The sequence below is a fragment of the Paraburkholderia sp. FW306-02-B genome (assembly GCF_058782725.1).
The window spans coordinates 1240640-1254082 of the sequence record NZ_JBYSXZ010000001.1 but is presented as its reverse complement, the minus strand read 5'-3'; the positions used below and the strand labels follow the sequence as shown (position 1 = coordinate 1254082).

The following is a 13443-nucleotide window of genomic DNA, read 5'->3' as shown; positions in this document are numbered from 1 at the left end:
GCCTACGCCCCGCTGCCGCTCATAGTTGCGCGGAGAGCCGCTTGATCTCGCGATTCAGCACGCGCTCGTTGTCCGAATAGTCGATCGGCAGGTCGATCACATGTACGCCGGGCGTCGCGAAACATTCGCGCAGCAACGGCGCGAACTCGGCGGCCGACTCGATGCGATGCCCCTGCGCGCCATAGCTCTGCGCATAGGCAACGAAATCGGGGTTGCGCAGCGTCATGCCGTAGTCCGGGAAATTCATGTTCTCCTGTTTCCAGCGGATCATGCCGAATGCGTCGTCGCGCAGAATCAGGATCACCAGATCGAGCTTGAGACGCACCGCCGTTTCCAGTTCCTGCGAATTCATCATGAAGCCGCCGTCGCCGCACACGGCCAACACCTTGCGATCGGGATGCACGATCCTGGCGGCGATCGCCGACGGCAAACCGGCACCCATCGAAGCAAGCGCATTGTCGAGCAGCAGCGAATTCGGTTCGTGCGCGCGGTAGTAGCGCGCGAACCAGATCTTGTACATACCGTTGTCCAGACACACGATGCCGTCCACCGGCGTCGTCTCGTAGACGTCGTTGACGATCCGCACCGGATACATCGGGAAGCGGTCGTCGTGCTGGCCTTTCACCAGGTGCTCTTCAAAGTGCTGCTTGATTTCCTTGAAGCGCGTGAAATCCCAATGCTCCTGGCGTTCCTTGAGACTTTCCTTCAGCTGCCACACCGCATTGGCGATATCGCCGACCACTTCAATCTGCGGGAAATACACCGTATCGACTTCCGCACCGAGGAAGTTCACGTGAATCACGGTCTTCTCACCCGCCTCGCCGCTGCGCATGAAGAACGGCGGCTTCTCGATCACGTCGTGGCCCACATTGATGATGCAATCCGCGTGATCGATCGCGCGATGCACGAAGTCGCCGTCGGAAAGCGTTGCGTTGCCGAGCCACATCGGATGCGATTCGTCGATCACGCCCTTGCCCATCTGCGTCGTGAAAAACGGAATGCCGATCTGATCGACGAATTCGCGCAGCATCCTGGTCGTGGTCTTGCGGTTGCCGCCTGCGCCGATCATCAGCAAAGGATGCTTCGCTTTGGTGATCGCTTCGACCGCGCGCGCCACCGCTTTTTCTTCTGCGACCGGGCGGCGGCTGTAGCTCTTCGGGATCGGGTGGCCGTCGCCCTCTTCATGCGCGACGTCCTCGGGCAATTCCAGATGCGTGGCGCCGGGCCGCTCTTCCTCGGCCTGGCGGACCGCCTCGCGCACTGCCGCCGGAATATTGGCAATCGAGACGATCTGCCGCGTGTATTTGGTGAGCGGCTCCATCATCCGCACCACGTCGACGATCTGGAAATGTCCCTGCTTGCTCGACTTGATCGGCTTTTGCCCAGTGACCATCAGCATCGGCATGCCGCCCAGTTGTGCATACGCGGCGGCGGTCACGAAATTGGTCGCGCCCGGCCCGAGGGTGGCGAGACACACGCCGGTGCGTCCGGTGAGACGCCCGTAAGTGGCGGCCATGAAACCGGCCGCCTGTTCGTGACGCGTCAGGATCAGGCGGATTTTCGACCGGCGCAGCGATTCGAGCAGATCGAGATTTTCTTCACCGGGGATACCGAACACATACTCGACACCTTCGGCTTCCAGCGATTTGACGAACAGGTCCGATGCTTTCATGGAGGGTCTCGCTTGATGAAACGACGCGGGCCATCAGCCCGCGCGATAAGGTCCGGGAACGGACGATCGAAGACGGCCACCGCCGCGCCGGCAGCGCACGGCGTAACCTGATGGGCACAGCGGAGGCACGGCGTGACGCAGCGAATGCCATGCCGGACAGCTTACTACTCGAACGGAAAAGATGCGCGCAGACGGGCAATGCCGCAAGGCAGAGGCCTGACAAGGCGGGGGGCGGCATCATGAAGGAAGCCGCCATATCGTGCTCAGCGATTGATGGTGATGCAGTCGGACAGCATCGGCGGCGCGTTTTCGCCGGCCGTTGCGTCGTACAGGTCGGCGCGCGGGCCTTTGGTCCACCACGTGTAGCTACCGGCCTGATACTTCGCGCCGGAAGCCGAGATGGTGTTGACGAACAGCAGTTGCTGGCCCTTCACAGGCACGAGCGCGAAGCTCTGGCCGTTCGCCGTGTTCCAGTACGTCACTTGCAGGATCTTGCCGGTCGCGCAGGTGTATTTGTGCGTTTGCCGGTCTCTGGTCTGCATCTCGGCGAACCGCAATGGCGCGGCCCATGCGTTGCCGTACTGCGTCGCCAGACTCACTACTGCGGTTACCGCAACAAACCATTTCTTCATCGAATGCCTCGATTGTTGTCGCACATCAAGGAGCGTGCCCGAACCGCCCACGGGTCGCGTATAGACCGCGGACAGATCGGTTTATGGATCGATCACGTCGGCGCACGCATCAGTCGGCGCGGCGGCGACGTGGCCGACCAGCGGCACGATCTTCAAACCCGCAGAAGCGATCCGGCACGGCGCGGCGGCGAGGCCGCACCCTGTCATCCCGGCACACAGCGCGAGCACCACGCCGAGTGCGCCAAGACGGCCAAACGTCACACGCCGCGTACTGTTGCGGGATTCCACGGCCATACCTACCTCTACTTCAATGATTCAGGATTCGCGCGTTGCGAGCTTGCAAGGCGCGCGGGTTAGTTCATTGCATGCCGATACGTTCCGGCACGGCTCGGTGCCCTTCAATCCGCTTCGGCGCACTTCACTTCGTGGAGACCGGATGCACCGCCGCCGCGGCCCGCTTCGCCCGCGAGCGTGCTTCGTCGATGTTCTCGCCGGTGGCGAGCGCCACGCCCATGCGGCGCTTGACGAAACTCTCCGGCTTGCCGAAGAGGCGCAGATCCGCATTCGGCACCGCCAACGCCGCCGCGACGCCTTCGAATGCAATGCCCGCTTCCTCCAGACCACCATAAATCACCGCCGACGCGCCCGGCGCGCGCAGCGATGTATCCACCGGCAAACCGAGGATCGCGCGCGCATGCAACTCAAACTCCGAAAAGCGTTGCGAGCACAGCGTGACCAGACCTGTATCGTGCGGACGCGGACTGACTTCCGAGAACCATACGTCATCGCCGCGCACGAAAAGTTCCACGCCGAACAGGCCCCTGCCGCCAAGTGCCGCCGTCACCTTGTGCGCCACTTCGCGCGAGCGTTCGAGCGCGACCGGGCTCATCGGCTGCGGCTGCCACGACTCGACGTAATCGCCCGCCACTTGCACGTGGCCGATCGGGTCGCAGAAATACGTGCTGACCTCGCCGCTCGCCGGATCGATCGCGCGCACGGTCAGCTGGGTGATTTCGTACTCGAAGTCGATAAAGCCCTCGACTATCACGCGGCCGTGATTCACGCGGCCGCCGGCCAGCGCGTATTGCCATGCGGGCTCGACGTCGGCGTCGCTCTTCAACACCGACTGCCCCTTGCCCGACGACGACATCACCGGCTTCACCACGCACGGATAGCCGACCTTGGCGATGCCCGCACGCAGTTCGTCGAGCGAATCGGCGAAAGCGTACGGCGAAGTCGGCAGACCGAGTTCTTCGGCGGCCAGACGCCGGATGCCTTCGCGGTTCATCGTCAGTTGCGTGGCGCGCGCGGTCGGGATCACTTCGGCGAGGCCGTCGGTTTCGATCGCGGCGAGCGCGTCGGTGGCGATCGCCTCGATTTCGGGGACGATCAGATGCGGGCGCTCCGCTTCGACCAGCGCGCGCAACGCGGCGCGGTCGGTCATGTCGATCACGTGCGAGCGGTGCGCGACCTGGTGACCCGGCGCGTTCGGATAGCGGTCGACCGCGATCACTTCGACGCCCAGCCGTTGCAGCGCGATGATCACTTCTTTGCCGAGCTCGCCGGCGCCGAGCAGCATGACGCGCGTGGCGGATTCAGAAAGGGGCGTGCCGATCCGTTGGCCGATCTGCATGGGGTCTCCAGATAAAAAAGTCGGATGAGGGTGGGATTGGGTAGAGCACGATGTTAACATGCGCACCCCGGTGCACACCCCAATGCGCCCCCTCGCCGTGCGTCGCTCGCCGGCCCCGCGCTACGGTCTGCGCGCAGTGCGCGCATCGGCGCTGCTGCTCCCTGAATCTGCCCTTGGCGCGCCGTTGCACTCGCGTGCGGCGAGCGTAGTGCGTTACCCTTACGCCTTCGCCAGTTTGAAGAGGAACGACGCCATGCTCCAAAGCTCCTCCGCGCGACGTGTTGCGCGCTTCATCGCAACATGTTGTGCGCCGTCGAAGGCAACGTTGCCTTCGACGTCCGCCGCCTCGTTGCCCGCAGCGTCGCGGGCCGAGTCGCAAGCCTTGCCACAGGCAAGGCCGCATCAGCCACACATGGCAGCCCGCCGCCGCGCCTTCACCTTGGCCGGCGCGCCGCTGCGTGCTTATGTGCGCACGGCGATCGCCGCGTTGAGCGTGGCCGCGCTATGCAGCGCCTGCGCGATCCCGAAACATCCCGACTCGGAAGCCGCGCCACCCGACCCGTTCAACCCGGCCGCGACGCAGCTGCTCGACGACACCAGCTGGATGCTCTCGGGCTGGAAACAGGCTGACGGCACAGCGCGCGCGATTCCGTCCGCCGATCAGGGCGCGCCGATCACGCTCGTACTCTCGACCGATAAAGGCCAGCGCCACGCCAGCGGCTTTTCCGGCTGCAACCGCTATATGGGCTCGTATGCGCTGAAAGACGGCAAGCTGAGCTTCGGCACGCTGGGCGGCACGCGCATGGCGTGCATGACGCCGGGCGGACAGATCGAAGGCGCGTATCTCAACGCGCTGACGCACATCGACCGTACCGGCGTGCAAATGCGCGAGCCGCAGCAGATGCAGCTGGTGCTCGATAACGGCGACACGCTGACGTTCGACCGCAGCGCAAAATGATCGGACAGTGCGGTTCAGACAATCCGGCGGCCTTATTGCCGCCGATGCTGTCCGCATGACGCGCATGGGTTGCTGCAGCAGCCGTTGTTTTTCACCGACGGCAGGCCGCGCGCCGGCCTGCTTTCCCACTGGACGCAAGCAAACTTGCGTCTGCCATCGAAGCATCGGGCTTCGCCGGTTTAAACTCGACGGGTTGCGCTTTTGCGCGTCCGTCATTCGTTGATGTCTAGCATGCACACGGTAGTTTTCGGCTGGTTCGGCGGGTCAGCCGTCTGGTTCATTCCTCTTTTGTGGCGTCTCGTGAAGTCGGCGCTGCCGGGCGGCGCAGGTTTGCGCGGCCCCGGCACGATCCGCCTATGGCTCGGCTTCGTCTGCGTGATGGTGGCGAGCTGCACGCTGGAGGCGTCGCTGATCGGCGCGGCCGGCGTCAACGGCTTCGGACATGCGCTGGCGGCGGGCTTCGGTCATCTGCTCGGCCATATCGGCACGCCGCTCGCTGCGCTCGCGCTGCTGGCGATCAGCTTGCCCTGGCTGATCGACTTCCGCTGGACCGATGTCGCGGTATGGGCCGACGGCGCGTTCGGCCTCGGCCTGTCGCGCGGCCTCGCCAAACGCGACGAGGAAGCGCGCCGCCATCGCAGCGTCGATGACGGTTCACCGTCGCACGTTTCGCCGTCCACCAATACGATGGCGCCCAAAACCAACGGACGTTATGCCCGCCCGACCGTCTGGCGGCCGCCGGCAAGCGGACGCGGCACGGCGGCGGGTGCAACTGCGGCGGGTGCGGCAGGTGTAGGTGCGGCTTCTCCTGCGGCAGGCAAAGACACGACGGCGCGCGGCGCCGGGTCGAGCTGGCGCGCCGGCGGCGTGAAGCAGCGCGGCCAGGCGCCGCAAACCGAGACGGTTGCGCGAACGCCGGCCGGAACGCCGCCGCGTCAGACGTCGGCGTCGAGGCAGCCGCTGAACCAGGACAAGACCGCAGCGTGGATGCCCGCCGAGCCGGTTGCGCCGGCCGGATGGTTGCGTGATCCGGCGACAGCGCCGCGCGGCCCGGCATCCGCCACTGCATCGGGGCCTCTCGCGGCCTCAGCTCGCGAAGGCGGCTCGCAGGCGGGCCGGCGCGCGGCTGGAGAGCAACGGCCAGCCGGGTCTCTGGGTGTCGGCGCTGCCGCAGCGGGCCTGGCCGGCGCAGCAGTCGCGCCGGCTGTTGCGGTGCAAGCTTCGCAAGCGATGACTGCCGTGCGGACGGTGTCAGGTGCGGCGGCTGGTGCGGCTTCAAGCGCGGCTGCAAGTTCAGCTACCGGCGCGAGCCGTCCGTCCGCCATGCCGGGCTCAGCAGGCGCGGCGCCCGCGGTGTCTTCATCTTCAGGCAGCCGGCCCACGTCCGCCGGACAACCGTTCGCGGCCGCCCCGCGCGCGAACATCGCGTCAACGCCGATTGCGCGTCGCCCGGCTGCTCCGCTCAACTCGCCGGCGCCCAGTTACACGCGGCCGATGCCGACGACGCAGCGAGTCACGCCGCCCGCCAGCGTGCAAGAAACGCTTCGCAGCATCGAGGAAAACACCGCGCGCTGGACTGATCTCGCCGGCGTAAGTCTTGCGCGCGGCACCGGGGCAGAAACCGCGAAGGTGGCGACGGTTCCGCCGGCCTCCGAGGCGCCGTTCGATGCCGGGCAACTGGCCGTCAATTCGTCGATCGCGAGCGAGATCGGACAGGCGCCTGCTGATTTGCCCATGCAAACCGCCGAGGCGCCGGCTGCACAAGTTGCTGTTACGCCCAATCCGGCTGCACAAGCGTTCGAAACCTCAACCGCACACGCGCCCGACAACGCCGCCGCGGTTTCGTCGGCACCCGCGTTTGCTCATGTCGAAGCATTCGCCGCCGCGCCGGCGTCGGGCCCGCTTGCTGAAACCGAAAGCACGGAAGCGTCGGTGCTGCACGCGAGCGTGCCTCCTTCGCCGGATAAAGTCCAAACTGCGCCCGCTCATCAATCTACCCACGCTGTCATCGAAACGCCGCGGATAGAAGTCGCGCCCGAAGTGCCCATGACGGAAAGCAGCGAGCCGGTCGTGCAATGGCCTATCGAGTCGCCGGCAAGCCACATTCCGCAGATCGCGCCCGCCCAAACTCAGGCGCAAGGGCAGGCACCTACCGTCGCGGCAGCGCCGGTCGCCGAAGTCGTCATCGATAAAACCCTGGCGCCTTGGGAAAACAGGAGCGATGCCGTTGCGTCGCTGCGCGCGGCATCGTCGGCGGGCGCGCCGCGCCTGAGCAGCACCACCGCGCCGAGCGACGCCGCGTCCACGCATCACGCCACGCCGTCGCTGCACGTCGTGAGCGCGAGCGAAGCGGCCACGCAAATCGAAGCCGACGCCGCGGACTCCCCCACCCTATCGGACGTGCCGGAAACGTCGGACATCGTGGCCGCCGTCTCGCCGCAAAGCGCATCGCACGCGTCGAACGTGGTTCGCTTCCCCGGCTTCGCGGCGCAAGCCGAACCGCCAGCAACAGCCGATTTCGCCGACGAGCTGACTACCGAACCCACCGCGCCATCGTCCGCGCAATTCACAGCTGAACCATCGGCCGAGCCTGCCGAGCCTGCCGAACCCGCCGTCGTCCCGCGCCCACCGTTGCGCGGCCACAGCCCGGCCAACGGTTTCGAATTCCGCGCGCCAGCCGCGTCGATGGTCGAATTGCCGACGCTCGATCTGCTCGCGCGCGCCGACACCGACGTCGAACCGGTCTCCGAAGAAAAGCTCGCCGAAACCGGTCAGTTGATCGAGCAGCGCCTGCAGGAGTTCAAAGTGCCGGTCACCGTGGTCGGCGCATCGGCGGGTCCGGTCATCACGCGCTTCGAAGTCGAGCCGGCGCTTGGCGTGCGCGGCAGTCAGATCGTCGGCTTGATGAAGGACTTGTCGCGCGGCCTCGGCCTCACGTCGATCCGCGTGGTCGAGACGATTCCCGGCAAGACCTGCATGGGCCTCGAATTGCCGAACGCCAGGCGTCAGACGATCCGGCTCTCCGAAATCCTCGAAGCGAACGTCTACCAGCACTCGCATTCGCAGTTGACGCTGGCGATGGGCAAGGACATCACCGGTCATCCGGTCGTCGCCGATCTGGCGAAGGCGCCGCACATGCTGGTCGCGGGCACGACCGGTTCGGGCAAGTCGGTGGCGATCAACGCGATGATCTGCTCGCTGCTCTACAAGGCGACGCCCGAAGAAGTGCGCCTGATCATGATCGATCCGAAGATGCTGGAACTGTCGGTCTACGAAGGCATTCCGCATCTGCTCGCGCCGGTCGTCACCGACATGAAGCTGGCGGCCAACGCGCTGAACTGGTGTGTCGGCGAAATGGAAAAGCGCTATCGGCTGATGTCGGCGGTCGGCGTGCGCAATCTGGCCGGCTTCAACCAGAAAATCCGCGACACCGAAGCCAACGGCAAGAAGCTCGGCAATCCCTTCTCGCTGACGCCCGAAGCGCCCGAGCCGCTCGCGCCGCTGCCGCTGATCGTGGTGGTGATCGACGAGCTGGCCGACCTGATGATGGTCGCGGGCAAGAAGATCGAAGAGCTGATCGCGCGGCTCGCGCAGAAAGCGCGCGCCGCCGGCATCCACCTGATTCTCGCGACGCAGCGGCCTTCGGTGGATGTGATCACCGGCCTCATCAAGGCGAACATTCCGACGCGGGTCGCGTTCCAGGTGTCGTCGAAGATCGACTCGCGCACGATTCTCGATCAGATGGGCGCCGAATCGCTGCTCGGCCAAGGCGACATGCTGTTCCTGCCGCCGGGCACAGGCTATCCGCAGCGCGTGCACGGCGCATTCGTCGCCGACGAGGAAGTGCACCGGATCGTCGAATATCTGAAGCAGTTCGGCGAGCCGCAATACGAGGAAGGCATTCTCGACGGCCCGGCCACCGAAGGCGCATCGCCGGATCTGTTCGGCGACACGCCGGATGCCGAAGCCGATCCGCTCTACGACGAAGCCGTCGCTTTCGTGGTGCGTACGCGGCGCGCGTCGATCTCGTCGGTGCAGCGGCAATTGCGCATCGGCTATAACCGGGCGGCGCGCCTCGTCGAGCAGATGGAGACAGCGGGCCTGGTGTCGGCGATGGGTATCAACGGCAGTCGCGAAGTGCTCGCGCCTGGGCCGGCTGAATAGACACAGTAAAGCCAACCATAAAAAAGGGCCGCTCGAAGCGGCCCGTTTTTTATCCAACGCGTGTAGTCACATCACGTCACATCACGCGCGTCACCCATCCTCACGACGGCGAAACCAGCTTGAAATCCACCGGCGAGCCGATGTCGATCCGTTTCGGATTTGCTTCGAGCAACCCGGTCTGCCGATCGCGCTTGAACACGTACACGGTATCGCTGTTCTGATTACCGACGATCAGCCAGTTGCCGGTCGGGTCGATCGCGAATTCACGCGGCGACTTGCCGAGGCTCGACTGGTGCCCGACCTTCTTCAGGCGGCCGTTGCCCGGGTCGACCGAGAAGACCACGATGTCGTTCGCATCGCCGCGATTGGATGCATACAAAAAGCGCCCATCCGGCGACAGATGGATCGCCGCGGCGCCCACCGCGCCCTTGAAACCCGGCTCCGTCAGCGACAGCGTCTGCACTTGCGCCAGCTTGCCGTCGTTGTACTCGAAGGTACTGACCGTGGCGGCCAGTTCGCTCGTCAGATACGCATGCTTGCCGTCGACGCCGAACACCAGGTGGCGCGGGCCGGTGCCTGCCTTCTCCTGCGTGTAGCGCCAGTCGGCCGGGCTGAACAGACCACGGCTGCCGTCAGACGTGTAGCGATACGAGTACAGCTTGTCGGCGCCGAGGTCTTGCGCGAACAGGTAGCGGCCGTCCGGCGAGAACACCGTCGAGTGAACGTGCGAGTTGTCCTGGCGGCCCTTCACCGGACCACCGCCTTCGTGATGCACGGTAAGCACCGAGCTACCGACCTGACCGTCCGCCTGCAACGGAAACACCGCGAAGCTGCCGCCCGGGTCGGCGGCCACCGAGTAGTTCGCGCTCAGCAGATACTTGCCGTCCGGCGACAGGCTCAGATAGCACGGATCATTGCCGTCCGACGAGACCTTGTTGAGAAAGGTCAGCTGACCGCTCGCGGCGTCGAAACGAAATGCGCTGACGCCGCCGCGCTGGGTGGCCGGGCCGTTGTCGCCGGGCATTTCGTTGACTGCGTACACGAAGCGGCGGTCGCGGCTGACCACCAGATACGACGGGTTGACCGTCTGTGCGACCGACACACGCGTCGCCTCGCCGGTCTTCGTGTCGAAGCGATAGACGTAGAGCCCTTCGCTCTTGCCGCCCGTATAAGTGCCGACCAGCAGGTCGTAGACGCCGTCGGCGGGAGCCGGGCCGGTATCTTGCGCAAACGCATGCGACGCGACAATCGAGACCATGAGCACGAAACCTTTTATTATCGAGCGGGCGGCGCGCAAAGGAACTGGCCGTCCAGCGGACCATGAAGCAGACGGTAAAGCAGAGCTTGATACCGCACGCACTGCGGCGCGGTTACTACGGAGCATAAGACCTCCAGGACATCGGTTATCTGGTTGATTCGGTTGTATCGGTGTCTCTGGTCTGCCGCGCCATCGGTCGAGCATTATCGTTATCGACGCAAGTATAAAAGCGTTGCGCCGGATCATGCTGCCAATCCGGCTACCGGCGCGCATGTGCAGCATTTGTCGCGCCTGGCGGGTCGTTTTTTCTCAATCGAATCTCACACCACGGAGTCTTCATGAACGTCACACTCAGCCTGGGCCCGCTCGTTTCGTTGATCGCCGGCATTCTGATTCTGGTCATGCCACGCCTGTTGAACTACATCGTCGCGCTCTATCTGATCATCATCGGCATCATTGGGCTCTTCGGCGTGGGGTCGTCGCACTTCTGAGCGGTGGCGGACAGCAGGATGGGATGGACGGCCGGGGGCGCAGTGCGCGCCCGGCGACCGGTCCGCATGAGCGCGGCCGGCGAAGGAATGACACGAGCAAAAGGAACGACGCGAACGACATGAACCGCACACGCGGTGACGGTTGCCGTGATGGTGAACCAGGCTGTAACGCGAAGCGGCAAACTCGCGCGGTAGAAACCCGCGGCGGCGCCCGGTCAGCCGTTCGACAGTTGATCGAGCCGCAGGCGCCCCTGCAGCGACAGCGCGCCGACGGCATAATGGCCGTCACCTTCGCGGTAATGCCGGAAGCAGGCCCGTTCGACCAGAAAGGCCGCGGCGGTCAGCATCCCGTTGCGGGACAGGCCCAGCCGGCCAGGGTCGAGCGGTAGCATCGAATCGTCGGCAAGTTCGCTGGCGGCCGAGAGAATCGTGATGCAATCGGATTTCGACGGGTTCAGCATAGCTTTTGTCCTCCGAGACGGCGTCTACACGCGCCAGGGGCAAGACCGATGCGCTATCGTGAAGGCTGGGCGCGCCGGGTTGAAATCAGAGTGTAGGCAGTGATTTGACAATTTACCAACTCGCGTTTTGCCCCATTGCGCGCTGAACCAAAACGCATCGTACGAGTCCGGTAGTAACAACGACACCAAGCGCGGCGGCCATGGCCTCGCGCACTAGAGACACGCTCCCCATGCCCGCACTCATCGAAGACTATGCGCTCATCGGCGACGGCCACACGGCCGCGCTCGTCTCCCGAGAAGGTTCCGTCGACTGGCTCTGCTGGCCGCGCTTCGACTCCGGCGCCTGCTTCGCCGCCCTACTCGGCACGCCCGAAAACGGCCGCTGGCTGATTTCGCCCGTCTCCGACACGCCGCCAAAAATCACGCGCCGTTATCGCGGCGAAACCCTGGTCCTCGAGACAGATTTCGACACGCCCGAGGGCGCGGTCACGCTGATCGATTTCATGCCGCCGGGCAACGGCTGGTCGGAGATCGTGCGGATCGTGGTCGGCAAGCGCGGCACCGTGCGCATGCGGATGGAACTGGTGCTGCGCTTCGATTACGGCTTCTCGATTCCGTGGGTCGAACGCCTGAAGCAGGACAGCGGCATCAAGGCGATCGTCGGCCCGGATACCGCCGTCCTGCGCACGCCAGTCGAATTGCGCGGCGAGAACATGAAGACCGTCGCCGATTTCACCGTGACCGAAGGCGAGCGGGTACCCTTTTCGCTGGCGTATGCGGCCTCGCATCTGCGCAATCCGCCCGCCCGCGATCCGCACACGGCCCTCGCGCGCACCGAGAATCACTGGCTCGAATGGTCGGCGCGCAGCACGGTCGAGGGCAAGTGGGCCGAGCCGATCCGCCGCTCGCTGATTACGCTGAAGGCGCTCGCGTACGAGCCGACCGGCGGCATCGTCGCGGCGCCCACCACCTCGCTGCCGGAGCAGCTCGGCGGTACGCGCAACTGGGACTACCGCTACTGCTGGCTGCGCGACGCCACCATCACGCTGCTGGCAATGATGCGCGGCGGCTACTACGACGAGGCGCGCGCGTGGCGCACCTGGCTTGGCCGCGTGATGGCAGGCGCGCCGGATCAGTTGCAGATCATGTACGGCATCGCCGGCGAACGGCGCCTGCCCGAGTTCGAAATCGACTGGCTGCCGGGCTACCAGGACGCCAAGCCGGTGCGGATCGGCAACAACGCGGTCGGCCAGCAGCAGCTGGACGTCTACGGCGAAGTGATGAACGCGCTGCATCTGGCGCGCGTCGGCGGCCTGCAGGCGGACGACACCGCGTGGAACGTGCAACGCGCGCTGCTCCGCCACCTCGACACAATCTGGCAAGAGCCCGACGAAGGCATCTGGGAAACGCGCGGCGGCCGCCAGCATTTCACCTTCTCGAAGGTGATGGCGTGGGTCGCCTTCGACCGCGCCATCAAGTCGGCCGAGAAGTTCAAGCTGGACGGCCCGCTCGACGATTGGCGCGCGACCCGCACAAAAATCCACGCGGAGGTCTGCGCAAAGAGCTGGAGTCCGACGCTCAACGCGTTCACCCAGTATTACGGCAGCGATCAGCTCGATGCGAGCGTGTTGCTGCTACCGCTGGTCGGCTTCCTGCCGCCGGACGATCCCCGCGTCAAAGGCACGGTGGCGGCGATCGAAAAAGATCTGATGCACGACGGCTTCGTGATGCGCTACCGCACCACCGAATTTGACGACGGCCTGCCGCCCGGCGAGGGCACCTTCCTCGCGTGCTCGTTCTGGATGGTGGACAACCTCGCGCTGCAAGGCCGCATCGATGAAGCCCATGCGATGTACGAACGGCTGCTCGCGCTCTGCAACGACGTCGGTCTGCTGTCAGAAGAGTACGATCCAACGGCGAAGCGCCTGGTCGGCAATTTCCCGCAGGCGTTTTCGCATGTGGCGCTGGTGCACACCGGTTTGAACCTGATGAAGCACGAGCAGCAGATGGCCGAGGCTACCGGCCAGCCGTCCGATATCGGCGCCACCGAAGCAGCAGAATTCAAAGCTGCGGCAACCCCTGATAGCGGCGCAGCAACATCGCCGGTAGCATGATTAAATGACAGCTTGCGCGTTGTCCGCGCGTAAATTGCTGCATTGCACAAGTGCGCTTTG

10 protein-coding genes are annotated in these 13443 nt (G+C 65.1%); 4 read left to right on the top strand and 6 right to left on the bottom strand.

Annotated elements, in window-relative coordinates; translation table 11 throughout:
- Positions 1-19: 19 nt before the first annotated feature.
- The 4 genes from AC3WOG_RS05490 to purT all read right to left on the bottom strand — a co-directional run bounded on the left by AC3WOG_RS05490 (position 20) and on the right by purT (position 3937).
- Positions 20-1672, bottom strand: a complete 1653-nt coding sequence (locus tag AC3WOG_RS05490) for an acetolactate synthase large subunit (protein ID WP_492577045.1) — start codon at positions 1670-1672, stop codon at positions 20-22.
- A gap of 263 nt (positions 1673-1935) precedes the next feature.
- Positions 1936-2304 (bottom strand): MliC family protein, encoded by a 369-nt coding sequence (locus tag AC3WOG_RS05485; protein WP_492577044.1) that lies wholly within the window; start codon positions 2302-2304, stop codon positions 1936-1938.
- Positions 2305-2385: 81 nt separating this feature from the next.
- On the bottom strand, positions 2386-2598 hold the full coding sequence (locus AC3WOG_RS05480) for a DUF6726 family protein (protein ID WP_492577043.1): 213 nt from the start codon (positions 2596-2598) through the stop codon (positions 2386-2388).
- Positions 2599-2722: 124 nt separating this feature from the next.
- Positions 2723-3937 carry a formate-dependent phosphoribosylglycinamide formyltransferase gene (gene purT, locus AC3WOG_RS05475; protein WP_492577042.1) on the bottom strand — a complete coding sequence of 405 codons (1215 nt, stop codon included), beginning with the start codon at positions 3935-3937 and terminating at the stop codon, positions 2723-2725.
- Positions 3938-4349: 412 nt separating this feature from the next.
- Between purT and AC3WOG_RS05470 the strand changes: the two genes are divergently transcribed.
- Together AC3WOG_RS05470 and AC3WOG_RS05465 are read left to right on the top strand one after the other, a co-directional pair.
- Positions 4350-4895 carry an META domain-containing protein gene (locus AC3WOG_RS05470; protein ID WP_492577041.1) on the top strand — a complete coding sequence of 182 codons (546 nt, stop codon included), beginning with the start codon at positions 4350-4352 and terminating at the stop codon, positions 4893-4895.
- Between the two features lie 231 nt (positions 4896-5126).
- Positions 5127-9059 (top strand): DNA translocase FtsK, encoded by a 3933-nt coding sequence (locus AC3WOG_RS05465; protein WP_492577040.1) that lies wholly within the window; start codon positions 5127-5129, stop codon positions 9057-9059.
- Positions 9060-9159: 100 nt separating this feature from the next.
- On the opposite strand, the gene AC3WOG_RS05460 is transcribed toward AC3WOG_RS05465, so the two are convergent.
- Positions 9160-10443: a lactonase family protein gene (locus AC3WOG_RS05460; protein WP_492577039.1), complete on the bottom strand. Its 1284-nt coding sequence runs from the start codon at positions 10441-10443 to the stop codon at positions 9160-9162.
- Positions 10444-10655: 212 nt separating this feature from the next.
- Here AC3WOG_RS05460 and AC3WOG_RS05455 point away from each other — a divergent pair, with 212 nt between their 5' ends.
- Entirely contained in the window at positions 10656-10808 is a 153-nt protein-coding gene (locus AC3WOG_RS05455; RefSeq protein ID WP_115104110.1) for a DUF3096 domain-containing protein, read from the top strand.
- Positions 10809-11023: 215 nt separating this feature from the next.
- On the opposite strand, the gene AC3WOG_RS05450 is transcribed toward AC3WOG_RS05455, so the two are convergent.
- Positions 11024-11269, bottom strand: coding sequence for a hypothetical protein (locus tag AC3WOG_RS05450; protein WP_492577038.1), 246 nt, complete (start codon positions 11267-11269; stop codon positions 11024-11026).
- 230 nt (positions 11270-11499) lie between these two features.
- Here AC3WOG_RS05450 and AC3WOG_RS05445 point away from each other — a divergent pair, with 230 nt between their 5' ends.
- Positions 11500-13383: a glycoside hydrolase family 15 protein gene (locus AC3WOG_RS05445; protein ID WP_492577037.1), complete on the top strand. Its 1884-nt coding sequence runs from the start codon at positions 11500-11502 to the stop codon at positions 13381-13383.
- The last annotated feature ends 60 nt before the right edge of the window (positions 13384-13443 follow it).